The sequence below is a fragment of the Neorhizobium sp. T7_12 genome (genome assembly GCF_002968535.1).
In the GTDB taxonomy this organism is placed as follows: Bacteria; Pseudomonadota; Alphaproteobacteria; order Rhizobiales; family Rhizobiaceae; genus Neorhizobium; species Neorhizobium tomejilense.
This window is the reverse complement of the sequence record NZ_PVBK01000004.1, coordinates 126025-148430: the sequence shown is the minus strand read 5'-3', so window position 1 is coordinate 148430 and position 22406 is coordinate 126025. Positions and strand designations below refer to the sequence as shown.

Annotated in this window: 17 protein-coding genes; 8 read left to right on the top strand and 9 right to left on the bottom strand. The window is 63.3% G+C overall.

All coding sequences use genetic code 11. From position 1 onward, the window contains the following. Window positions 1-16 precede the first annotated feature (16 nt). Both C5J26_RS12265 and C5J26_RS12260 read right to left on the bottom strand, forming a co-directional pair. Entirely contained in the window at window positions 17-622 is a 606-nt protein-coding gene (locus C5J26_RS12265; RefSeq protein ID WP_105402005.1) for an energy-coupling factor transporter transmembrane protein EcfT, read from the bottom strand. After that, a complete protein-coding gene (locus C5J26_RS12260) occupies window positions 619-1296 on the bottom strand; it encodes an energy-coupling factor ABC transporter ATP-binding protein (protein ID WP_105402004.1) in 678 nt (225 codons plus the stop codon). The genes C5J26_RS12265 and C5J26_RS12260 overlap by 4 nt, the downstream gene beginning before the upstream one ends. Window positions 1297-1404: 108 nt before the next feature. Between C5J26_RS12260 and C5J26_RS12255 the strand changes: the two genes are divergently transcribed. Then, a complete protein-coding gene (locus tag C5J26_RS12255; RefSeq protein WP_105402003.1) occupies window positions 1405-2598 on the top strand; it encodes a winged helix-turn-helix domain-containing protein in 1194 nt (397 codons plus the stop codon). A 49-nt stretch (window positions 2599-2647) separates the two neighbouring features. Here the strand turns inward: C5J26_RS12255 and glgB are convergent, their stop codons facing one another. The 7 genes from glgB to C5J26_RS12220 form a co-directional block, all read right to left on the bottom strand. Beyond that, a complete protein-coding gene (gene glgB, locus C5J26_RS12250) occupies window positions 2648-4855 on the bottom strand; it encodes a 1,4-alpha-glucan branching protein GlgB (RefSeq protein WP_105402002.1) in 2208 nt (735 codons plus the stop codon). Further along, window positions 4852-8157 (bottom strand): maltose alpha-D-glucosyltransferase, encoded by a 3306-nt coding sequence (gene treS / locus C5J26_RS12245; protein ID WP_371681919.1) that lies wholly within the window; start codon window positions 8155-8157, stop codon window positions 4852-4854. Before treS ends, glgB begins: the two co-directional genes overlap by 4 nt. 18 nt (window positions 8158-8175) lie before the next feature. Beyond that, window positions 8176-11430, bottom strand: coding sequence for a maltotransferase domain-containing protein (locus C5J26_RS12240; RefSeq protein ID WP_105402001.1), 3255 nt, complete (start codon window positions 11428-11430; stop codon window positions 8176-8178). Window positions 11431-11688: 258 nt separating this feature from the next. After that, the gene (locus tag C5J26_RS12235) at window positions 11689-12669 is read right to left on the bottom strand and encodes a tripartite tricarboxylate transporter substrate binding protein (RefSeq protein ID WP_172745839.1); all 981 of its coding nucleotides are present in this window, start codon (window positions 12667-12669) and stop codon (window positions 11689-11691) included. A 333-nt stretch (window positions 12670-13002) separates the two neighbouring features. Beyond that, complete coding sequence (locus C5J26_RS12230; RefSeq protein ID WP_172745853.1) at window positions 13003-13521, bottom strand: cupin; 519 nt, start codon at window positions 13519-13521, stop codon at window positions 13003-13005. A 25-nt stretch (window positions 13522-13546) separates the two neighbouring features. Beyond that, entirely contained in the window at window positions 13547-13840 is a 294-nt protein-coding gene (locus C5J26_RS12225; protein WP_105401998.1) for a DUF3175 domain-containing protein, read from the bottom strand. A 64-nt stretch (window positions 13841-13904) separates the two neighbouring features. Next, a complete protein-coding gene (locus C5J26_RS12220) occupies window positions 13905-14897 on the bottom strand; it encodes a LacI family DNA-binding transcriptional regulator (protein ID WP_105401997.1) in 993 nt (330 codons plus the stop codon). Between the two features lie 240 nt (window positions 14898-15137). On the opposite strand from C5J26_RS12220, the gene C5J26_RS12215 reads away from it, so the two are divergent. From C5J26_RS12215 to C5J26_RS12185, 7 genes are all read left to right on the top strand, one after another. After that, entirely contained in the window at window positions 15138-15926 is a 789-nt protein-coding gene (locus C5J26_RS12215; protein ID WP_245441159.1) for a 6-phosphogluconolactonase, read from the top strand. Beyond that, window positions 15919-16698 carry a sugar isomerase domain-containing protein gene (locus C5J26_RS12210; RefSeq protein WP_105401995.1) on the top strand — a complete coding sequence of 260 codons (780 nt, stop codon included), beginning with the start codon at window positions 15919-15921 and terminating at the stop codon, window positions 16696-16698. Before C5J26_RS12215 ends, C5J26_RS12210 begins: the two co-directional genes overlap by 8 nt. Before the next feature lie 2 nt (window positions 16699-16700). After that, entirely contained in the window at window positions 16701-17840 is a 1140-nt protein-coding gene (locus C5J26_RS12205) for an N-acetylglucosamine-6-phosphate deacetylase (protein ID WP_105401994.1), read from the top strand. Continuing rightward, window positions 17837-19108 (top strand): neutral/alkaline non-lysosomal ceramidase N-terminal domain-containing protein, encoded by a 1272-nt coding sequence (locus tag C5J26_RS12200; protein ID WP_105401993.1) that lies wholly within the window; start codon window positions 17837-17839, stop codon window positions 19106-19108. The genes C5J26_RS12205 and C5J26_RS12200 overlap by 4 nt, the downstream gene beginning before the upstream one ends. A gap of 88 nt (window positions 19109-19196) precedes the next feature. Beyond that, window positions 19197-20504 carry an ABC transporter substrate-binding protein gene (locus C5J26_RS12195; protein ID WP_105401992.1) on the top strand — a complete coding sequence of 436 codons (1308 nt, stop codon included), beginning with the start codon at window positions 19197-19199 and terminating at the stop codon, window positions 20502-20504. Between the two features lie 120 nt (window positions 20505-20624). Beyond that, the gene (locus C5J26_RS12190) at window positions 20625-21512 is read left to right on the top strand and encodes a carbohydrate ABC transporter permease (RefSeq protein ID WP_105401991.1); all 888 of its coding nucleotides are present in this window, start codon (window positions 20625-20627) and stop codon (window positions 21510-21512) included. Beyond that, window positions 21509-22402, top strand: a complete 894-nt coding sequence (locus C5J26_RS12185; RefSeq protein ID WP_206051178.1) for a carbohydrate ABC transporter permease — start codon at window positions 21509-21511, stop codon at window positions 22400-22402. The genes C5J26_RS12190 and C5J26_RS12185 overlap by 4 nt, the downstream gene beginning before the upstream one ends. The last annotated feature ends 4 nt before the right edge of the window (window positions 22403-22406 follow it).

Here is a 22406-nt window from a genome sequence, read left to right as displayed (position 1 = left end):
TGGTTGTCATATGAAGTTATTTCTGCGCCCGGATGCCACGTGCGTCAATGGCAGCGGCGATCTCGTCGGCGTTTTTGAGCGTCAGGATGATCAGTGGCACCGCCAGCGTCAGCGGCCGGACCTTCAGTCCGCGGGCGCGGTGCGCGTCGCGGATGGCCTGGTATCGGCTGAGTATTTCCGGCACGAAACGGATGACCAGACCGATCGCAAGCCCGATATCCGCGGCCTTGACGAGCCCTAGGCGCTCCAGCGGCATGGCAAGGCGGGTGATCTCGTCGATGAAATCGCCGGTGCTGGTGGTCGCCGTCACCGCCGCGGCGAAGAGGGCAAGCGCCGTCAGCCGCGTGACGACGACCAGCGCATCGTGGCGGCCGTTGAGGACAAGCGTGAAGATCGCGACAATGACGATGGTCAGCAGGATCGGCCGCAGCCGCAGCCAGGATTGGCGCCATCCGAGCTGCAGCGACGAATAGACGATACCGCCGAGCAAGGCCGCTACGACAAGAACAGCCGGGGAATGGATCACGAAAAGCAGGAGGCTGAGGGCGGCAAGGCCGAGAAGCTTTGCCCGCGGCGAAAGCCGGTGCAGAAACGTGTCGCCTTCCACATAGAGCGTCTTCATGCCGCAAGCTCGCGGTAGCGCGCGATGACCTCGGCGGGTGCGCCGTCGTCGGCGAGGCGGCCCTCATGGAAGCACAGAACCCGGTCGAAATCGGTGATCAGGTCGAGATCATGGCTGATGACGATGACATTTTCGTCAAGCCCGTGGATCGTCCGCTCCACGAGGCCGCGGTTGCGGAGATCCAGCTGGTTGGTCGGCTCGTCCATGATCAGGATATTCGGCCGGGTCACCAGAACCGAAGCGAGCGCCGCCAGCTGCAGTTCTCCGCCCGAAAGTTCGTGCACACGCCGGTCGGCCAGATGGGCGATGCCGAAACGGACAAGTACGGCCTCGATCGCCGCCTCCGTATCCGCCTTCGAGAGCTTTTGGCTCTTCAGCCCCAGCGCGATATCTTCTTTCAGGATCGGCAGGATGATCTGGTTCTGCGGGTTCTGGAAGATGAAGCCGGCCTGGCCGCGAACCTTGTCGCCGTCTTTCACCGTATCGAGGCCGTTGACGGTCACCTGGCCCGTGGCAGGCAGCACCAGCCCGTTGATCATCCGCGCGAAGGTGGTCTTGCCGGAACCGTTGAGACCGATCACGCCGATCCGCCGTTCGCTGAGCGACAGCGTCAGCGGATGAACGATGGTGCGTCCCTCGAAACGCGCTTCTGCCTGTTCGAAACGGATATCCAAGCCGGTCCCTCGGTGTTCAGCGGTCTATAGACCGGAAGATGGGGAAGGGGAATGCGGAACCGAACGTGAACATTGAATCCGGCGCGGCGGTATCCTAGTCTAGACGCCATGGCGATTCTCATTCCGAACGATCAGGCCCGCAAGATATTCCTCGAACGGCAGCGGCTCTGCGAACCGCCCGGCCGCGCGTTGACCAAAGCCGGCCTGCTACAGCTCATCGACGATCTCGGTTTCGTCCAGGTGGACAGTATCGCCACCGTCGAGCGCGCCCATCACATGATCCTGTTTTCGCGCAACCAGACCTACCGCCGCGAGCACCTGACCGCGCTTCTGGAAAAGGACGGCGAGCTCTTCGAACACTGGACGCATGACGCCTCGATCATCCCGACGAGCTTCTTCCGCTACTGGAAACACCGTTTTCGCCGCCGCGAGCCGATTCTCGCCGAACGCTGGAGGAAATGGCATGGCGAAGGGTTCGACGCCGCCTTCGAGGAGACCTTCCAGCATATTGCCGAGAACGGCGCGATCATGTCGCGCGACATGAAGCAGGAGGATCACAAGTCCGGCGGCTGGTGGAACTGGCATCCGAACAAGACGGCGCTCGAATATTACTGGCACACCGGCAAGCTGGCGATCGCCGGCCGCGTCAACTTCCAGAAGATCTACGACCTGATGGAACGGGTGATCCCGCGGCAACATCACGAGCCGGAAGTGAGCCACGAGGAATTCATCGACTGGGCCTGCCGCGGCGCCATGGCCCGCCTCGGCTTTGCGACTTCGGGCGAAATCGCCGCCTTTTTCGATCTGGTCACGCCGGACGAGGCAAAGGAATGGGTGAAAGCCCATCGCGACGAACTGACCGAGGTGCTGATCGAGGCCGCCGACGGCAGCAAGCCACGCCCGTCCTTCGCCTTCCTTGGCTTTCCCGAAAACCTTGGGGATATCCCCGAACCACCGGCCCGCGTGCGCGTCCTCAGCCCCTTCGATCCGCTGCTCCGCAACCGCGACCGGGCCGAGCGGCTCTTCAATTTCTTCTACCGCATCGAGGTTTTCGTGCCCGAGCCGAAGCGCCAATACGGCTACTACGTCTTCCCGCTGCTCGAAGGAGACCGCATGATCGGCCGCATCGACATGAAGGCGGACCGCAAGTCCAGCACCCTGGATGTGAAGCGGTTATGGCTGGAAAAGGGCGTGCGGACTTCGGCGGGGCGATTGGAGAAGCTGGACGCGGAACTGCTCCGCGTCGGGCGGTTTGCCGGGGTGGACAAGATTACCTACCAGGCTGGCTGGCGGGGCGAATAAGCGCGGCCGGCGAAAACCTTTGGCCGCACCGTTTGCCTCACGTCAGGTTCTACCCCCGCCACCGCAGAAACACCGTCGCAAGCGGCGGCAGCACCGCGGAGATCGAAAATTCCCTCCCATGCGCCGCCTGCCGCTCCGTCCAAGCCTCCGTCTGTCCGAGATTGGATCCGCCATAAAGCGCCGCGTCGGTATTCAGCACTATCTCCCAGCGTCCCTCCGCCGGGACTCCGATGCGATAACCGTGCCGCGGCATCGGCGTGAGGTTCGAGACGACCAGGATATGCGACGAGCGATCCGGCGACGAGCGCAGCATGCCGTAGACGGAATTCGCCGCGTCGTCGGCCACCGCCCACTCGAACCCCTCGTGGTGCAGGTCGCCGAACTGCAGCGCCGGTTCCTGCGCATAGAGCGCGTTCAGGTCACGGATCAGACGCTGGACGCCCGCGTGGTCCGGGCTGTCGAGCAGGTCCCAGACGACCGAGGCGTCGTGGTTCCATTCGCTCTCCTGAGCCAGTTCGCCGCCCATGAACAAGAGTTTCTTGCCGGGATGGCCCCACATGAAGCCGTAATAGGCGCGAAGGTTCGCAAGTTTCTGCCAGCGGTCGCCCGGCATCTTGGCCATCAGCGAGCCCTTGCCGTGCACCACTTCGTCATGGGAGAGCGGCAGGATGAAGCGCTCGGAATAGGCATAGATCATCCCGAAGCTCATCGCGCCATGATGGTATTTCCGGTAGACCGGGTCGTCCTGCATGTAATGCAGCGTGTCGTGCATCCAGCCCATGTTCCATTTGAAATCGAAGCCGAGGCCGCCTTCTTCGATCTTCCTGGTGACGCCCGGCCAGGCGGTCGATTCCTCTGCCGCGGTGAAGGCATGCGGGCAGCGGTTGTGGACGATGCTGTTCAGGTGCTTGAAGAACTCGACCGCCTCAAGGTTCTCGCGCCCGCCGTATTTGTTAGGGATCCATTCGCCTTCGTTGCGGCTGTAGTCCCGGTAGAGCATCGAGGCGACCGCATCGACGCGCAAAGCATCGACATGGTAATGCTCCAGCCATTCGAGTGCCGAGGCGATCAGGAACCCTTTCACTTCGTTGCGGCCGAGATTGTAGATCAGCGTGTTCCAGTCCCCGTGGAACCCTTCGCGCGGATCGGCATGCTCGTAGAGCGGCGTGCCGTCGAATTTGGCCAGCCCCCAGACGTCGGTCGGGAAATGCGCCGGCACCCAATCGAGGATGACGCCGATGCCGGCCTGATGGCAGCGATCGATGAAATAGGCGAAGTCCTCCGGCGTGCCGTGGCGTCCGGTCGGGGCGAACAGCCCGAGCGGCTGGTAACCCCAGGAGCCGCCGAACGGATGCTCCATGATCGGCAGCATCTCGATATGGGTGAAGCCGAGGTTCTGCACATAGGGGATCAGCCGCTGGCTGAGTTCGACCCAGTCGAGATGGCGGTTGCCTTCCTCGGCAATCCGAAGCCACGAGCCCAGATGCACCTCGTAGATCGACATCGCACCTTCACGATCCCGGTCTGCACGCTGCCTGCGCATCCAGTCCTCGTCGCTCCAGCGGAACGGTTTCGAGGAGGCAACGATCGAGGCCGTCGACGGGGCAGCCTCGCTGGCGCGGGCAACCGGGTCGGCCTTTTGCGGCAGCAGATTGCCGTTGCCGTCGAGGATCTCGAACTTGTAGCGCTCGCCATGGGTCAGGCGCGGGATGAACAGTTCCCAGATGCCCGCCTGCGGACGCAGCCGCATCGGATAACGTCGCCCATCCCAGGAATTGAAGTCGCCGACGACCGAGACGCGCCGGGCATTCGGCGCCCAGACGGCAAAGCGCACGCCCTCGACCCCTTCGACCTCCGTCGGGATGGCGCCGAGCGTGCGGCCGAGATCATAGTGGGTGCCCTGGCCGATCAGATGCAGGTCGAGATCGCCGAGCAGCAGCGGGAAGGAGTAGGGGTCTTCCATCTCCTGTATGGCGTCCGGCCAGCGGATCCGGAAGAAATATGGCGCAGTGCTGCCGGTCACCCCGGCAAACAGCCCGCCCTCGTGGATGGTCTCGAGTTCGGCTAGCACCTTGCCGGAATCGGCCTCCACCACTTCGACCGACAGCGCACCCGGCAGCAGCGCCCGGACCACGGTAAGGTTGCCGTACTGATGGCGTCCGAGGATCGAGAATGGGTCCCCGTGCCGCCCTTCGACCAGGGCCTGCAGACCCTCCTGGACGGTGCCGATCATCAAATCGGTGCGCTCGTATCTCATGAAACGTTCTCCAGAAGTCGGGATGCGATCGCCGAGAAGCCGGCAAGTGGTAGTGGAAGCCAGTGGGGGCGGCTGCGCACTTCGTAGGCGATCTCGTAGGCAGCCTTTTCGAGCAGGAAGAGATCGAGAATGCGCCCGCGGGCCTCTGGCGCGATGCGCAGCTCCTGTGAGTTCCCGACGGCTTCGAAATAGGCGTCGAGGAAGGCCGGCTCCGCCATCTCCATGAAACGCCCGACCAGCGCCCTGTGGCGCGCGTCTTCCACCTCGCTGACCATTTCACGATCGAGGTCGGCAGAGGCCGCGAGATAGCTGAGCGAGCGCAGAAGACCGGCGACGTCGCGCAAGGGATTGGTCTTGGCGCGGCGTTCGGAAAGGTCGCGGGTCGGCTCGCCTTCGAAGTCGATGATATAGGCATCGCCTTCCGCGACCAGGATTTGGCCGAGATGGAAGTCGCCGTGATTGCGGGTCATCAGCGTGCCTTCCACCTCGCTTGCCAGATGGGTGGCGAGGCCGAGGAGGTCGTCGCGGCGATCGAGCAACGCTTTTGCCTCGCGGGCGATATCCGATTCGATCCCTTCGACCGTTTTTTCGAGGATCGACAGGCTGTGGGATATCTGGCCCGTGACAGCCTCGCGCCATTTCTCGGCATCCGTTGCCGTCGCCCGGATCGGCTGGAAGTCTGGGTCCTCGGTCGCCTGGGCGAGGGCCACATGCAGCTCCCCGAGCCGTTTGCCGATCGCCGCCACGAAATTTACGAGCGGCTTGAAATGCTCGTCCACCACCTCGCCCTCAAGGCCGGTCACCACGATTTCGTCGATGGCCCGGCGCAGGTTGCTGAGCATCCAGTTCCAGGCGTCGCCCTGGTTGCGGATCGCGCTCTGCACGATGATCAGCGTGTAGCGGTTGCCGTCCGGCGCCGTGCGGGCGACCTCGCCGAGCAGTTGGGCAGTGTTCTGATAGCCGACATTGGTCAGGTATCGGGTCATTTCGACTTCGGGATGCATGCCGGGGAAGACGTGGCGGATGAGCTTCACCATCGCCATGTCGCCCAGAATAAGCGAACTGTTGGATTGCTCGGCGGACAGCCAGTGGACGACCATCTCGTCGTTGATGGTCAGGCAGTCGAGCTTGTCGGTGCCGATGAATTCCAGCGTGCCGGCGCGACCGGAGATCACCGACCGCTCGCAGAGGCCGCGGATCACCCCGCGCGCCAGTCCTTCCATCGCGAACCCGTCGGTCAGGAAGCCGACGCGGCGGCCCTGGCGGATGCGGGCGAGTGCCAGCTGCTGGGCGAGCGCCGTCGGCTGGGCGTCATCCCAGGAAACGGCGAGCGGCAGCAGGTAGGTATCCTTGCGCCCGTTCACTTCGGCTTCGAGCTCTCCGAGCAGGATGTTGTTGGCAAACGCGATCGGCATTGCGGCGACCAGCGAGGCACCGCCCAGGACTTCGCCTTTCGCGCCGAACCAGCGCCGCTTGCCGAGATAGGCGGGCAGAACTTCGTTCGACAGCGTCGCCGACAGCCTCGGCTGATCGACCAGCTCCTGAAGGTCGCGGCGTACCACCATGGTCACCATGTCCTGCATCTGCTCCGGCGGTTCCTTGCGCCAGACAGGGCCGTCGGCTTCCGCCACCAGATGAAACCAGAAGAAACCGTAGGGCTGCAGGGTGAGCAGGTAGGTCAGCTGCCCGATCGGCGGGAAGGGCGACATGCCGGAAAGCTCGATCGGCACGCGCCCGGCGAACTGGGCCAGGTCGAGTTCGACCGCCTGCGGCAGGCGCGAGAGATTGGCGACGCAGAGGATCGTGTCGCCGTTATATTCACGCAGATAAGCAAGAATCTTGCGGTTGCCCGGCGCCAGGAATCTGAGCGCGCCGCGCCCGAATGCGGAATGTTTGTTGCGCAAGGCCAGCATCCGCCGCGTCCAGTTGAGCAGCGAATGGGCGTCGGCCCCCTGCGCCTCGACATTGAGCGCTTCATATCCGTAGAGCGGATCCATTATCGGCGGCAGCACCAGCCGGGCCGGGTCGGCCTTGGAAAACCCACCATTTCGGTCCGGCGACCACTGCATCGGGGTGCGCACCCCGTCGCGGTCGCCGAGATAGATGTTGTCGCCCATGCCGATCTCGTCGCCGTAATAGAGAACCGGTGTTCCGGGCATGGAGAGCAGCAGCGCGTTCATCAGCTCGATGCGGCGGCGGTCGCGCTCCATCAGCGGCGCAAGGCGGCGGCGGATGCCGAGATTGATGCGCGCGCGGCGGTCGGCGGCATAGATGTTCCAGAGGTAGTCGCGCTCCTCGTCGGTCACCATTTCGAGCGTCAGCTCGTCGTGATTGCGAAGGAAGATCGCCCATTGGCAGTTTTCCGGAATTTCCGGTGTCTGCCGCATGATGTCTGTGATCGGGAAGCGGTCTTCCTTTGCGATCGCCATGTACATGCGCGGCATCAGCGGGAAATGAAACGCCATGTTGCATTCGTCGCCATCGCCGAAATATTCGCTCGTATCCTCGGGCCACTGGTTGGCCTCGGCGAGAAGCATCTTGCCGGGATGGGTGGAATCGAGCGACGCGCGGATCTTCTTCAGGATCTCGTGCGTCTCGGGCAGGTTTTCGTTGTTCGTGCCTTCGCGCTCGACGAGATAAGGGATCGCATCGAGCCGGAACCCGTCGATGCCGGTATCCGCCCAGAAGCGCATCACGCCGAGCAGTTCCTCCAGCACCTGCGGATTGTCGAAGTTGAGGTCCGGCTGGTGGGAATAGAAGCGGTGCCAGTAATAGGCACCGGCGACCGGATCCCAGGTCCAGTTGGATTTTTCCGTGTCGAGGAAGATGATCCGGGTTTCCGGGAATTTCTGATCCGTATCCGACCAGACGTAGAAGTCCCGTTCGGGAGAGCCGGCCGGCGCGTGGCGCGCACGCTGGAACCACGGATGCTGGTCGGACGTGTGGTTGATGACGAGCTCGATGATGACCCGGATGCCGCGCTGGTGCGCCGCCTCGACGAAAGCCTTGAATTCGTCGACCGTGCCGTAGTCGGGGCTGACGCTGCCATAGTCTGCAATATCGTAGCCATCGTCTCGGCGCGGCGAGGGAAAGAAGGGCAGCAGCCAGATCGCATTGGCGCCGAGCGAGGCGATATGGTCGAGCTTTTCGTGAAGGCCCTGAAAGTCGCCGATCCCGTCGCCATTGGCATCGAAGAACGATTTGATGTGGAGCTGATAGATGATGGCGTCCTTATACCATAGCGGATCGCCCTCATTCATCTGTGCCTGGTTCTGCCCCTGGCTCCGGTTCGCGCTCGTCATATCCATTTTGCTTCCTCCCTATCGCACGCGCCAGATCCCGAAAGGCAGGCCCCAATGGGGATCGAGACGCAGCCTCTGCACCTTGCCGGCCCAGGTGAATTTCTGGCCGGTGATCAGGTCTTCGACGTCAAGTGCGCCATGGTCCGGGAGGTTCCATGACCAGAGCGGAATTTCGACATCCGCCTCATGGGCGTTGTACGGATCGAGGTTGATTGCGATCAGCAGCACGTTCTCGCGACCGGCGCTCGCCTTCTCGAAGAACATAATGTTATCGTTCCAGGCGGTGAGAAGCTGCAGGCCGAGATGCGAATGCAGCGCCGGGTTCTCCCGGCGCAGCCGGTTGAGAAGCGTGATCTCGCCCTTGATGTTGCCCGGGCGGTCGTAATCCCATGCGCGGATCTCGTATTTCTCCGAATCCGCATATTCCTTGCGCTTGGCGTCCGGCCGTCCTTCGCAGAGTTCGAAGCCGTTATAGACGCCCCAGAGGCCGGACAGCGTCGCGGCAAGTGCGGCGCGGATCAGATAGGCGGGACGCGGCGCGTTCTGCAGGAAGTCCGGGTTGATGTCGTGGGTGTTGACGAAGAAATGCGGCCGGAAGAACTCCTTCGGCTCCTCGGTGGTGATCTCGCGCATATACTGTTCGAGCTCCCACTTGGCATTGCGCCAGGTGAAATAGGTATAAGACTGCGAGAAGCCCACCTTGGCGAGCCGGTACATCACCTTCGGCTTTGTGAAGGCCTCCGACAGGAACACGACGTCCGGATGCCGCGCGCGGATGTCGGCGATCAGCCATTCCCAGAACGGGAAAGGCTTTGTGTGCGGATTGTCGACGCGGAACAGCTTTACGCCGTTGTCGACCCATTTCTGCACGACATCGCGGAGCTCGACCCAAAGCGAGGGGATCGCGTCATGGGCGTAGAAATCGACGTTGACGATGTCCTCGTATTTCTTCGGCGGGTTTTCTGCATAACGGATCGTCCCGTCCGGCCGCCAGTCGAACCAGCCTGGATGTGATTTCAGCCACGGATGGTCGGGCGAAGCCTGGATCGCGAGGTCGAGCGCGATTTCAAGGCCCTCGTCCTTGGCGGCATCCACCAGCCGCCGGAAGTCCTCGAACGTGCCGAGTTCAGGGTGAATAGCGTCATGACCGCCTTCCTCCGAGCCGATCGCATAGGGGCTGCCCGGATCCTCCGGCGCGGGGCTCAGGGAATTGTTCTTGCCCTTGCGGTTGGTCTTGCCGATCGGGTGGATGGGCGGGAAATAGAGAACGTCGAAACCCATGTCGCGGATGGCGGGCAGCCGCTTGATGACGTCGTCGAAGGTGCCGTGCCGGTTCGGATCGCCACTCTGCGAGCGGGGAAAAATCTGGTACCAGCTGGCAAAACCGGCAGCGATACGCTCCGCATCGACCGGGATCGCCTGCGAGCGGACCTTGAATGGCCGACGGTCGGCCTCCGCCATCAGTTCGGCGGTCTCGGGCGCCAGCAGGATTTCCGTGCGCTGCGGGTCCTGCACCTCGGTCAGCTTGTCGAACAGGGTTTTGAGCCGGGTCTTGATCCTGCCCGACGAGTTATCCAGCGCATCGAGAACGAGGTTGATGCCCTCTTGGATTTCCAGCCGCAGATCAAGCCGGGCCTCGTGCTTCTTCACGAACTCATAGCGGAAGATCGCAAAGGGATTGCGCCAGGCCTCGATCAGGAACTCGTGCCGGCCCATCCGCTTCAGGGTAAATTCCGCGTTCCAGCGATCGTTCAGCACGAGCTGCATGCGCTCCTCGGTCCATTCCGTCTCGTCGGCCGCACGCCACAACAGCGCCGCCGCCAACGGATCATGGCCATCGCCGAAAATGTCCGCCTCGACCTTCACCGTCTCGCCGACCACCCGTTTGACCACGAAACGGCCGTCATCGACGGAGGGCATGATCTTCTCGATCGCCAGCCGGGGCGAAGCGGTCGCCTTGTCGACCGAGGGAACCGGTGCGGCATCGACGATCGGCACCGACGACCGGCCTTCGAATATCCTGATCTCGCCGGGTTTCAGCTTCAGCTGTGCGGCAAAGGCTTCGCCATCCGCCTCGGGCGCTTCGAGCGGCAGGAAGGGCGAGGCAGCCTCGCGGAGCGCGTTGAAGGGCGCAGCCACGGCACGGCGCAGATCGCGGTTCAGAACCACGACCCGCACCTTCTGCGCCGAACGGACGTCTTCCCGGTCGGTCTGCATCAGCGCCACGGCGGGCGTCTGGCTGGTGGAGATGAGACGGAGCGGCTGGCGGGCGAAGCCGGCAGCGGTCTTGTTGGTACCGGCATTGACGCTGCGTATATCGACCGAGAGGTCGAACGAGCCCTGTTCGCGCAGACCCCGGAGGCCCATCCCGTCACCGTGCAGCGGATCGAGCGGCGTAGACGCGCCGAATTCGAAGCCCATCGGTATCATCAGCCCGCTTGCGAAGGTCGATGCGAGCTTCAGCGACCGGACCGCCTTCCTTTGCAGCACTTCGCAACTGTCGGTGCCATGGGCGATGCGTTTGCCGAAGGGCGCTTCCGGAAACGTGACCTGATACCCGATCTGGCGCTGGATCTGGTATTCGTCGAGGATCCAGCGCTCCTCCAGGTTCCACCAGGCAAGCGACGAGAAGCTGCCGTCGAAACCCGCGCCCTCGAGCGCCCTCCGATCCTCGAAAGAGGTGCCGGGCGTCCATGCCAGAAAGGTGGTCTCGGGCGTCGCCTTGCGGGTCGAGACGATCAGGTCGTACCAGGCTTCCGGCGCCAGACGGCCGATGCCGAGGCAGCGGAAACCGGTGATCCCGAGGCCGGCAAGCCGCGCCATGCGGTTGCGCCAATCCTCGATATGGCGGGCTTCGCTCATGAAATCGATGCCGCGGCTGCAGCTGTCGCGCGGCGCGACACGCGGATCGGCAAGGATCGGCCCGGCATGTTCCGCATCCACCGCGACCCGGTCGACCACGAGGTCGAGCATCAGCTTGACCTTGCTTTCGCCCGCTGCCCGGATCAGCGCCTTGATGCCGTCCTCGACGGAGGAACCGAGCTGAAGCTCCGGGTCGAGCCGATCGAAATTCTTCGTCACGAAGACGCTGGCATTGCGGCCCCGTTCGAAAAGCGGCGCCGTCAGCACCGTATCGAAACCGAGATCCCTGGCATGCGCGAAAACTTCCCGCCAGGCGTCGAGCCCTCTCAGCATCAGGGGATGAACGTAGTAGATCTGTGGTGGGAGTTGCGCGAGGGATGTCCCGGCGATGAATTGGGGGCGCGTGTTCATCGGATTTTCCTCGCCGCAGATTAGAGCCGTCGAATTTGCGGTCTAACTGTCGGACGGCGGCGGTTGTTCCGATAAAAGTCCCGAGGCCAGCCAGTTTCCGTGCCGTTCGGACATGCATCCTCGCGGAAGTCATTGAAGCGGATGATCAATCCGCAGTTGTCCCCGAGGGCGCCTCACAGGCCTTATTTTCCGACAAGCTGAAACAGAAAAGGCCGGAGATCGCTCCGGCCTTGATGGTGCGGTCATGCTTCCGGAAGCCTACTGCTTTTCGATCTTGCCGATCTTGGCCCACCCTTCCCAGCGCTTGGTGTCCATCGTCGCATAGTCGAGGGTCGCCTGCGGGCTGTCGAGCGTCATCGGCTCGCCGCCATTGGTGCCGACGAACTTGCGGGCGTCCTCGCTGGTGGTGACCTGCGTCATCACCTTGTGCATCTTGTCGAGGATGGCCTTCGGCGTGCCCTTCGGCGCGGCGAGAACCCACCAGATGCGGACGTCGACATTCGGCACACCTTCTTCGGCGAAGGTGGGGATGTCCGGGACGGAGGAAATGCGCTTTGCCGTGCTGACTGCCAGCACGCGCAGCGTTCCGTCACGCGAGCGGGCAAGGCCGAAGACCGGGTCGCCGACCATGTAGTCGATGGCGCCGCTTGCAAAGTCGTTGAGCGAGTCCGCGCTGGTCTTGTAGCGCACCTGAAGCGTGTCCGGCACCCCGGTATTGGCCTTGTACATTTCGGCCAGGATGACAGACGGGAAGTTCGACGTGGCGTAGGAGCCCTTGGCGCCCTTTTCCTTCATCGCCTTGGTCAGGTCGGAAATCTTCTGGTAGGGCGACTTGGCGTTGACCAGCATCATGAATGCCTGGCTGAACACCGGCGCGACATAATCGAAATCCTTGAGCGGATCATAGGGCGGGGCGTTGAAGACGTAGGGCGCGGCGGTGAACTGGTCGGCCGAGCCGATCAGCATCGTGTAACCGTCCGGCTTGGCGTTCTTGAGCGCCACGACCGAAAGGCTTCCGAGACCGCCCGGCTTGTTGTCGACGATGACGGTCTGCTTCAGCTGTTCTTCGAGCTTCTTGGCGAAGAAGCGGGCATAGACGTCCGCGCCGCTGCCGGCCGGGAAGCCGGCGATCAGCGTGATCTGCCGGCTCGGGTAGTTGTCTTCGGCGGCGGTGGCCATACCTCCCGGAACGCATGCGGAAAACACCAGCGCCAGGGCGCCTGCTAGAAATTTCTTCACTGCACTCTCCTCCTAGAGTTCAGTCCGGCACCTCGCGGGCGAGGCCGGAGTGTGATGACGCGAACAGTCTCCTCCCGCTCGCGTCGTGATATAAGGAGGCCATACATTTTGAAGGCCGTCAAACGCTCTGCCGGCGTGAAAGCGCCTTCAAGCCGAAATCTAATGGCTCTAAGGGCCGCGCTTATGCTGCAACGTTGCAATGCTTGTTTTGTGGGCGATTTCCAGCACGAAACTGCAATATTCCGCCACTCGGAAAGCCGGACCAAGATAGGAGGCTCGTCATTCTTGGGGGCATGCGCCGACGTGCTGGTTACATGCGGGTAAACTGAAAGATCAGCGTCGCGACCAAGCGCGAAGAAGGGCGCCGTCGGCACCTCCCAGAGGATCGGTCTTTGGAAGCGGCAGGCTGGCGATCCGGGCAAGCTGCGCTTCGCTCGCCGGCCCTGTCTGGATATCCGCCTCCTGTCCGGGCGGGTACGCGCCGATCACCAGGAAATCCCGGCTGGCATCGATCCGCATGTGGCCGGTGCCGGCGGGCAGGATCAGGCAGTCTCCGGCATGGACGCTGAGTTCCGTGCCGTCAGGCCCGCCGATCAGCAGCCGTGCCCGGCCGCCGGCGATGCCCAGCACTTCATGGGCGCCGGTGTGATAATGCTGATAGTCGAAGACGCCATTGCGCCAGATCCCCTCCCAGCCATTTTCGCTGAACCGGCTTTCGAATTTCGGCGCCATCTCGCCTTCCGCTGCGATGGCTTGGCGACAGACCAGCACCGGCAAACCGGGATTGTTCGGCACCCAGTCGCTGGGCTCGAAGAAAATGGGTTCGAAGGTGGAGTCGGCGGTTGAGGTCATGGCCTCGAGGCTCGGCGGCGTGATCTTAACGCTTCGGTTCACGGCCGAAATCCTTGCGAAGCTCATCCTTGGCCTTCTCCAGGGTGGTGCGTCGCGATTTCGAAAGCTGTTCGCCGGCGCGGTTGATGTAGAAATTCAGCATCGACATGGCCGACTGGAACGGGCTCGACTTGCGCCTGTCGCTTGTTTCGGCGGAGTGCTTGAGGGAATCGGCGATCTTTTTCGGGCTGCGCGATTTGAACACGCCATCCTTCAGGTCCATGGCGTCGCTGTGTTCGGCCACGTCCTTCGACCATTTCTTCTTGTTCTTCTTCGGCATGGGAACCTCCCGTGGAAGATTGGATATCCTCCCAAACCGGCGGCTGCCGGCAAGGTTCCCGCGTCTATCGCGCCGGGGCCGTCGTATTGCGCACCACGAGATGCGTTTCCAGCACGTAGCGCACATCGCGGATGGCGCGCGACTGCAGCATGTCGAGGAGCAGCGAGACGGCAACCCGGCCGGCCTCCGTCGATCGGTTGGAGACGGATGTCAGCGCGGGATAGGTGACGGCCCCGAGCACGTCGTCGCAGCCGATCAGGCTGAAATCGCCGGGCACCGAGACCCGCTTTTCGGAAAGCCCGGCCAGCACGCCCTGTGCCGTCAGGTCATCGAAGGCGACGGCAGCCGTGGCGCCGGTGGCGAGGATCGCGCTGACCGCGTTGCGGCCGGAATTGTAGCTTGCGAGCACCGCCGGCACGGTTTCGACCACGATATCCAATCTTGATGCCGCGGCCTTGATGGCAGTGCGGCGCTGCTTGTTCGACCAGGAGTTCGAGGGGCCGCTGACATAGACGATCCGGCGGTGCCCAAGCTTGGCGAGATGTTCGACGGCTTCGCGAACACCCGAGCCGCTGTCGATCAGCACCCGCGGAATGCCGTCGATATCGCGGTTGATCAGCACCAGCGGCATTTGGCCGGCATGGGCGCGGATGCGCTCGTCCGAAAGGCGTGAGGAGGCGAGCACCAGGCCTTCCACCTGGCCGGCGAACCGGCCGACGAGCTTGTCCTCCTGCTTCGGATTCTCCTCGGTATTGCCGAGGAAGATGCAGAAATCGGATCTGTCCGCTTCGAGCTGGGCCGCCTGGATCAGCGGCGGAAAGAACGGGTTGGCGATATCCGGCACGATCAGCCCGACATTGCCGTGCCGACCGGTGCTCAGCGCCCGCGCCGTGTGGTTCGGCACATAACCGAGCGCTTCCGCCGCCTTCATGATCCGCGTCACGGTTTCCGGGGAGAGCATGTCTGGCCGCGTGAAGGCGCGCGAGACGCTGGAACGCGCAACGCCTGCCGCATCCGCGACCTGGCTGATGGTGACGCCTTTGGTCCGCTTGATCATCGGCCCCGCTTGATCGTGGAAATTGAGAACTCGCCCGTTTGGCCTGGCACTTAGCATGAAGTCCGAGGCGCTATCAATTCTGCCCCGTCATCCCTTGAAAGACTGACATTCATTCACTTGACATGCAACCGGTTGCATGGAAGTCTTCGGTCAATAAGAACAAGGGGAACTGCAACGGATGCGGCCATTCTATAGCGCTGCGCGCCGCCGGCTTCCCATGGCATGAACATGGAGACTGCGTTGACCATCGCCACCGCCCATCGTCCTTCGCCGGAAACGCGGCGGACCTTCGACCGCCTCTCGGTCGAAAGCTTTGCAACACGGGCCGAGATGGGTGCCGCTGCCGCCGCCGACATTGCCGCCGCCTTGGTCGAGCGCCTCGCGAGCCAGGCCGGGGTCAGAATGATCTTCGCCGCCGCCCCCAGCCAGGCCGACATGCTGAAGGCGCTCTGCGCCGCACCGGGCATCGACTGGGGCCGCGTCACCGCCTTCCACATGGACGAATATATCGGCCTGTCGCCGTCCTCGCCGGCGCGTTTCGTCAACTGGCTGGACGAACATGTGTTCGCCAAGTTGCCGTTCGCCGCCGTGCATCGCATCACCCCCGAGCCGGATGCGGGCGCCGAAGTGCGCCGTTATTCCGATCTGCTGAACGAAGGGCCGATCGATTTCGTCTGCCTCGGCATCGGCGTCAACGGCCATATTGCCTTCAACGACCCGCCGGTCGCCGATTTCAACGACCCGCTGGACGTCAAGATCGTCGAACTGGATGATATCTGCCGCCAGCAGCAGGTCGATGACGACTGCTTTTCCGATCTTGCTTCAGTGCCGAACGAAGCGATCACGCTGACCGTGCCGCGCCTGCTCAGGGCCGACCGGATGTTTTGCGTCGTGCCGGGCGCCGTCAAACGCGATGCCGTTTCGAAAACGCTCTACGGCCCGCTGACCACCGAATGCCCGGCAAGCGTTCTGCGTTTCCACGCCGCCTGCACCCTTTATATCGACAAGGACTCCGACCCCGATGCCTGATCATCCCGTCATCGATGCGGACGCGCTCTGCGAAGGTTATCTTGCCTCGACCCATGCCCTGATGCGCCGGGTTCTGGAGGAGGAAAAGGCCCCTCTCGACCAGGCGGCGGCAAAACTCGCCGATCAGATCGCCGCCGATCGGCTGGTGCATATCTACGGCCCCGGCGGCCATTCCAATCTCGCCTCGCAGGAGGTCTTTTTCCGCGCCGGCGGGCTGATGCATATCAGCGCCATCCTCGACGAGGGCACGCTGCTCTCGAACGGTGCGCTCCGCTCCATGGCGATCGAGCGCACGCCCGGCTACGGCAAGGTGGTGATATCAAACCAGCGGCTGGGAGATGCCGACCTGCTGATCCTCGTCAACGCCTACGGCATCAATGCCGCGCTGATCGATGCGGCTTTGGAGGCCAAACGCCGCGGCGCCTTCCTGATCGGCGTCAGTTCCCGCGAGCACGCGTCGAAAACCTCGCCGGACCATCCGGCCCGCCATCCGACCAAACAAAACCTCCACGACATCGTTGATATCGCCATCGACTGCAAGGTGCCGATCGGCGATGCGGTGGTGAAGGTCCCCGGCATGGGCGAAAATATCGCGGCAATCTCCACCTTCGCCAACGCATTCACCCTGAACTGCCTGGTGATCCGCACGGTGGCGAAGCTTGTCGAACGGGGGATAGAGCCGCCGGTCTGGCGCAGCGGCAATGCGCCGGGAGGCGACGAGGCGAACGGCCGCTTCATCGCCAATTTCCAAGGCCGGGTGAGGGCGCTCTGACCATGGTCGTCGACGGTATCGATCCCCGCACCGGCAAAGGTTTTGCGATCGAAGTCGCCGACGGCAGGATTGCCGCCATCCGCCCGGCGGAAAATACCAGCCCGCGTTACCTCTCCGCCGGGCTGATCGACCTGCAGGTCAACGGTTATTGCGGCTTCGATCTGAACAGTGGCGAAGTCACTCCCAACATCCTCCTCTCGCTTTGCGAGGAATTGCTAAGCGTCGGCGTCACAACCTGGCTGCCGACCCTTATCACGGCGCCCGAGACGTCCCTCCTTCAGGCCCTCGCCGATATCGCAAAAATCCGCGCCGGCCACCGGCTGATCGCCGAAATGGTCCCGGGCATACATGTCGAAGGTCCCTCGATCTCCGACAACGATGGCCCGCGCGGCGCGCATCCGCTGGCGCATGTCCGTCCGCCGTCGATCGAAGAGTTCGACCGCTGGCAGCAGGCATCCGGCAACCTGGTCTCGATGGTGACGATCGCGCCGGAACATGACGGCAGCGTCGATTATATCCGCGCTCTTACGACCAGAGGTGCCTATGTGGCGCTCGGTCATACAGCCGCGACGCCGGAGCAGATCCATGCTGCGGTGGAGGCGGGTGCTGTCCTCTCCACCCATCTCGGCAACGGCGCCGCCGCCATGTTGCCGCGCCATCCGAATTTCATCTGGGCGCAACTTGCCGACGACCGACTGACGGCGAGCTTCATCGCCGACGGCTGGCACCTGCCGGCCGACACGTTCAAGGCGATGCTGCGCGCCAAGGGCCTGGATCGGGCGATCCTCGTGTCCGACATGGTGGCGCTCGCCGGCATGCCCCCGGGCATCTACGACCAGCCGGTCGGCGGCCGCGTCGAAGTGTCTGCGGAAGGCCGCATCAGCGTCGCCGGCACGCCCTATCTCGCCGGCGCCAGCCTGCCGCTATCGGCCAATGTCGCGATCGCGTCGCAGATGGCAGGCCTTCCACTTGCCGATACGCTTCTCCTCGCGACCGTAAATCCTGGCCGTTTCGTCGGTGGACGCGGACGGCTGGAAGTCGGCACGCGGGCCGACCTCATCCGCTTCGAATGGTCGGAAGGCGAGCGGGAATTGTCTATCCGCGAAACCTGGGTCCACGGCGAAAAGGCATCCTGCACATGATCAGGGCCGGCGTTGCCATCGTCGATATCACCCCGCCGCCCGGCCTTGCCATGTCCGGCTTTGCGGCCCGCACGCTGCCGGCCAGGGGCGCCCATGACGCCCTGACGGCGCGTGCCGTGGTGGTCGGCGATACGGCCGTCGTCGTCGCCGATGTCATCGGCATCGATGCCGCGACGAGTGCCCGGATCCGGCAGCGTTGCGTCCTGCCGGCAGAAAACGTCGTGGTCGCAGCGCTCCACAATCACGGGGGTCCGGTTTCCATGGGCGGACGGCTCAGCATCGCCGCTGATCCGGCCTATCTGGAGCGGCTGGAAGATGGCTGTATCGCCGCCATCGACAAGGCCGCCACGGCGCGCCGGCCGGCAACCATCACTGTGGGGCAGGGAAGTGATCCGGGGATTGCGCGTAATCGGCGCCATCCCGGCGGACCCGTGGACACTTCCCTGCCACATCTTCGCATCCGCGCTGCGGATGGTAGCATGATCGCCGTCGTCACCGCCTATGCCTGCCATCCGGTGGTGCTGGCGGCCGACAATCTCCTCTGGACGGCCGATTATCCCCATTTCGTCCGGCAGGCGCTGGAAGAAGCGCATCCCGGCGCCGTTGCCTTGTTCATGACCGGCTGCGTCGGCGACGCCAATACCGGCCACTCCGCGCATGCCTCGATCTCGCTTGCCGAAAACCCGGATCGCAGCTTTGCCGCCGCCGAACGGATCGGCCGCAAGATCGCCGAGGCGGCGCTTGCCGCTGTGGAACAGCCGGTTTCGAACGCCGTGTCCGCCCGAAATGACACCGTCAGCCTCACCTTCGAGCGCCGCGAGACCGAACCGCCGGAAACCCTCGAAAAACGCTGGCGGGACGAGGCCCTGAACGCCGAACCCGCCCGCAAAAGCCTGCTCGGCTATTGGGCGGATTGGGCGCGCGACATAGCGCCCACCCAACCCGAGCCGCTTGCCGCGCGGGTGACCGTGCTCGATTGGGGCGGCGTGCCGATCGTCGCGCTGCCGGGTGAGATCTTTGCGGAGACGGCGCTGTCGATCCGCGCGGCACTCGGCCTGGACAAGCCAGCCTTCGTCATCGGCTTTGCCGACGATAATCCCGGTTACATTCCGCCGGCCGGCGAATTCCGGTTCGGCGGCTACGAGGTGGACGAGGCGCATCGCTATTACGGCCTGGCGGCGACCTTCGCGCCGGGCTCGGCGGAAACGCTTGCGGCCTGCGCCATCCGGCTCGCCAACGAGACCTCCAGCGGAAGCGGGGCCGCATGAGCCAAGGGACCGCCGGAAACGATCCGATGCTTGACACGCAACCGGTTGCATGAGAGCTTTTTGTTAACAACAACAAGGGAACAGGGACATGAAAAACAGATCAGCAAAGACGAGGATTTCGACCCGCGCGCTGCTTATGAGCGCGGCATTCGGCGCAGCCCTTCTCTCGGGCGCGTCCGCCGTTTCGGCCGAAACACTGACGGTCTGGAGCGGTTATCCGGAAATGGCGCCGTTCTATGAACATGTCGCGCAGGGCATGAAGGCCGCCTATCCGAAACTCGAGGTGAAGGTCGAAGCGATCGCCCTTCGCGAGCATGAAAAGCGCGTCGCGCTCGGCCTCACCGGCGGCCAGGACGGCACGACGGTCATCGAGCTTTCCGGTTCGACCGCTACCCGCTACCTTGAAAACGATCTTCTGCCGGAAGCCCCGGCCGATATCTCGACCTTCGTCAAGGATCCGAAGAACTTCGACAAGTTCTTCAGCGATACGGCAGGCAAGGGCGGCAAGATCTACGGGGTGCCGCTCTTCCGCGGCCAGGGCGCCCTCTACTACAACACCGACATGTTCAAGGCGGCCGGCCTGACCTCCCCGCCGAAGACGATGGAGGACTATTCCGCCTATGCCGAGAAGCTGACCAAGCGCGACGCATCCGGCAAGGCCACCGTCTCCGGCTGGAGCATGCGCCTCTCGGGCGGCGGCCAGGGCATTGCCGAGAAATTCTGGATCAACATGCATCAGTATGGCGGCGCGATCCTGGTCCCCGCCGGCGACGGCAAGTGGAAGCCCAATTTCGCCAATGAAGCGGGCCGCAAGGCGCTGAAACAGTATCTCACCAACATCTTCACCACCAAGACGGTCTCCCCGGAGATGCCGGCTGACGCCGATGCCTTCGAGCGCGGCCAGACTGCGATGTTCATCCGCGAATCCTGGGTGATCGGCGATATCGCCAAGAAGGCGCCGGATCTGAAATACGCCACCGCGCCGTTGCCGAAGGGTTCGATCGCGCTGCCCACCAACCTCTACGTCGCCGGCAAGGGTGCCGATGCCAAGGCCGGCTGGGAATTCGCCAAGGCGGCCAATTCGCCGGAAAACCTCGTCTGGCTGCTGCAGAACGTCGGCTGGCTGCCGAACCGTTCGGGCGTCGATTATTCGGCCGTCACCTCCAAGCAGCCGGCCTTTGCCGCCTTCGTCGATTATCCGAAGGGCTACGAGTTCTTCACGCTGCCGTCGATCGGCCCGATCGAGGAGATCCTGACCCGCGTTGCCGCCCAGCTCGTCGTCGCCTTCGGTGATGCCTCGCTTGCCAGCGACGATGCCAAGATCGATGCCTTCCTCAAGAAGACCAGCGACGAAGTGAACACCATCCTCACCCGCGAAGGCTTGGGCGCGAAATAATCGCCGGCACCACTCGCCAATCGCATGGGCCCGGGGCATCATTGCTCCGGGCACTTAAACGGGGATCCTGGGTCCGACCCGCGCCGCGGCCGAACCCTGCTGTCTACAGGCCAAAACTCTATGCTGAAGCGCAAAAGATGGATTTTTGCGATCCTTGCGATTTTGCCGACCCTGGCGATCTTTGCCTATGTCCGGCTTTATCCGATCGCCGACACGCTGAGGCTCAGCCTTTTCAAGTGGGACATCCTGTCGAAGAACAAGCCCTTCGTCGGCCTCGCGAATTTCCGCGAGCTGATGGGCGACCACCTGTTCATCGATGCGCTGGTCAACACCACGATAATCGCCTTCGGCGTGCTGATCCTCACCATTCCGATGGCGCTGATCATTGCCGCGCTGATCTTCCACCGCACCCGCTCGCGGATGGCCGGTTTTTACGAGACCGCGATCTTCATTCCGCATGTCGTCTCGCTGGTTCCCGCCGCCATGGCCTGGAAATGGATTTTTGACGCTCGGCTGGGGCCGCTCAATGCGCTTTTGACCTTCTTCGGCATCCCGGCGCAATCCTGGCTGTTCGATCCGGTCCTGTCGGTCATCTGCATCATCGTGCTCTGCTCGTGGCAGGCGCTGGGGTACGCGGTGCTGATCTATATCGTCGGCTTCAAGAACCTGCCGGTCTCGCTTTATGAAGCCGCCAAGCTCGACGGCGCCTCCGGCCCGCAGAGCTTCTGGTACCTGTCGATCCCGATGTTGAAACCGATCACCCTCTACGTCTCGGTCGTGACGCTGGTTTCCGGTTTCAACGTCTACGCCCAGGCCTTCGTGCTCGCGTCCGATGCGCAAGGGGCGCCCGGACGGCAGGTGCGGGTGCTGGTTCTCGATATGCTGGAAAACAGCTTTCGCAATTACCGCGTCGGTTACGCGGCGTCCGAAGCCGTCGTGCTTCTGGTCATCGTGCTGGGGCTGACGCTCATCCAGTTCTCGACGCTGCGGGAAAGGGGCAAGGCATGACTACCGGTTCCGTCAATTATATCGAGCCCACTACAGAAGAGCTTTCCGAGGGCGTGCGCCTGCGCCGCAAGAAGCGGGTGATGAACTTCGCGATCGACGTCTTCCTGATTGTCGTCTCGATCTTGATGCTGCTGCCGCTGGTCTTCCTGGTCGCCAACGCCTTCAAGACGCCGGCCGAAATGCTCAGCTGGCCGCCGACCATCATCCCGCGCGACCCGACCATCGCCAATTTCTCCGCCGTGCTCGGCGAAACGCCACTCCTGCGCTGGATCGCCAACAGCATCGCCTTTGCGGTGATGTCGACGATCGCCATCGTCGCGACGTCGGCGATCGCCGGCTACATCTTCGGCAAGTTCCGCTTCCGGACGCTGAACATCCTGTTTGCGCTCTTCCTCGCGACTGCCATCGTGCCGTTCGAGGTCTACATGATCCCGCTCTATTTCCAGGCAAAAAGCCTCGGCATCCTCAATTCCGTCTGGGGCCTGCTGCTCGGTTATCTGGTGATGAGTTTCGGCATCTTCCTGATCCGCCAGAACGTCATCCACTCGATCCCCGACGAACTGCTGGAAGCGGCCCGCATCGACGGCGCCGGCGAGTTCTGGATTTTCCTGCACATCGTCCTGCCGCTTTTGCGCGGCGCGCTCGGCGCACTCGCGGTGCTCGCCTTCTTCCAGGCCTGGACCGCCTTCGCCTGGCCGATGATCGTCACCACGACCCGCACCAGCTACACGATCGAGGTGGGACTCGCACTGTTCCAGACCGGGTTCACGGTCGATCTCGGCCGCCTCAGCGCCGCCTCCGCCACGGTCCTCATTCCGTCCATCCTGCTCTTCGTCATCCTGCGCCGCAACTTCGTGCAGGGCGTTGCCAGCACCGGGCTCAAGGAGTGACGAT

Coding starts and splice junctions, on each gene's coding strand:
- C5J26_RS12240 (WP_105402001.1), bottom strand. CDS start 11,430: ATGAACACGCGCCCCCAATTCATCGCCGGGACATCCCTCGCGCAACTC.
- C5J26_RS12195 (WP_105401992.1), top strand. CDS start 19,197: ATGAAAAACAGATCAGCAAAGACGAGGATTTCGACCCGCGCGCTGCTT.
- C5J26_RS12205 (WP_105401994.1), top strand. CDS start 16,701: ATGGTCGTCGACGGTATCGATCCCCGCACCGGCAAAGGTTTTGCGATC.
- glgB (WP_105402002.1), bottom strand. CDS start 4,855: ATGAGATACGAGCGCACCGATTTGATGATCGGCACCGTCCAGGAGGGT.
- C5J26_RS12210 (WP_105401995.1), top strand. CDS start 15,919: ATGCCTGATCATCCCGTCATCGATGCGGACGCGCTCTGCGAAGGTTAT.
- C5J26_RS12230 (WP_172745853.1), bottom strand. CDS start 13,521: ATGACCTCAACCGCCGACTCCACCTTCGAACCCATTTTCTTCGAGCCC.
- C5J26_RS12265 (WP_105402005.1), bottom strand. CDS start 622: ATGAAGACGCTCTATGTGGAAGGCGACACGTTTCTGCACCGGCTTTCG.
- C5J26_RS12225 (WP_105401998.1), bottom strand. CDS start 13,840: ATGCCGAAGAAGAACAAGAAGAAATGGTCGAAGGACGTGGCCGAACAC.
- C5J26_RS12190 (WP_105401991.1), top strand. CDS start 20,625: ATGCTGAAGCGCAAAAGATGGATTTTTGCGATCCTTGCGATTTTGCCG.
- C5J26_RS12200 (WP_105401993.1), top strand. CDS start 17,837: ATGATCAGGGCCGGCGTTGCCATCGTCGATATCACCCCGCCGCCCGGC.
- treS (WP_371681919.1), bottom strand. CDS start 8,157: ATGACGAGCGCGAACCGGAGCCAGGGGCAGAACCAGGCACAGATGAAT.
- C5J26_RS12220 (WP_105401997.1), bottom strand. CDS start 14,897: ATGATCAAGCGGACCAAAGGCGTCACCATCAGCCAGGTCGCGGATGCG.
- C5J26_RS12185 (WP_206051178.1), top strand. CDS start 21,509: ATGACTACCGGTTCCGTCAATTATATCGAGCCCACTACAGAAGAGCTT.
- C5J26_RS12255 (WP_105402003.1), top strand. CDS start 1,405: ATGGCGATTCTCATTCCGAACGATCAGGCCCGCAAGATATTCCTCGAA.